Raw genomic sequence first — 728 nt, forward strand, 5'->3', positions numbered from 1 at the left:
CTGGAACACAAAGCCCACGTGCTGGCGCAAACGTCGCACCAGGCCTTGTTGCTGGTTGAGCGGCTTGCCTGTGTCGACCTCGATATCTCCCACCTTGATGCGACCACTGGTGGGTTCTTCGAGGAAATTCAGGCAGCGCAACAAGGTGGTCTTGCCGGAACCGCTGGGGCCGATGATGGCGACGACTTCGCCTTCCTTGACCTCGAGGTCGATGCCGTTGAGCACCACCTGGCCCTTGAATTGTTTGGTCAGTTTTTCAACCACGATCATGCTTCAAGACTCCAGGTCATGCCGGTTGACCCGGTCTTCCAGGCGGTTTTGGAAGTGCGCCAGGATGCTCGCCAGAATCCAGTAGATCAGGGCGGCGGACAGGTACATGGTGAAGATTTCGAAGGTTCGCGCAGACACCAATTGGGCCTGGCGGAACAGCTCGGGCACCTGGATGGTAGCGGCCAGCGCCGTGTCCTTGACCAGCGAAATAAAGCTGTTACCCAACGGCGGCAACGCCGTGCGCATGGCTTGCGGCAGGATGGCCCGGCGCAGGGTCTGCGCGCGGGTCATGCCGATACTCGCAGCAGCTTCCCACTGGCCACGCTCGATGGAAGCAATGGCGGCCCGCAGGATTTCACAGGCGTAGGCGGCCATGTTCAGCGAGAAGCCGATCAGGGCCGCCGGGATCGGATCCAGCTCGATGCCCACTTGCGGTAAGCCGTAGTAGATCAGGAACA

2 protein-coding genes are annotated in these 728 nt (G+C 60.6%); both read right to left on the reverse strand.

Annotated elements, in window-relative coordinates; all coding sequences use genetic code 11:
- Window positions 1-270: ATP-binding cassette domain-containing protein (locus HX803_RS32165; RefSeq protein ID WP_178926082.1), on the reverse strand; the 270-nt coding region annotated here is incomplete at its 3' end.
- 3 nt (window positions 271-273) lie between these two features.
- Window positions 274-728: ABC transporter permease subunit (locus tag HX803_RS32170; protein ID WP_178926083.1), on the reverse strand; the 455-nt coding region annotated here is incomplete at its 5' end.

Source organism: Pseudomonas sp. P7548, assembly GCF_013386585.1.
Lineage (GTDB): Bacteria > Pseudomonadota > Gammaproteobacteria > Pseudomonadales > Pseudomonadaceae > Aquipseudomonas.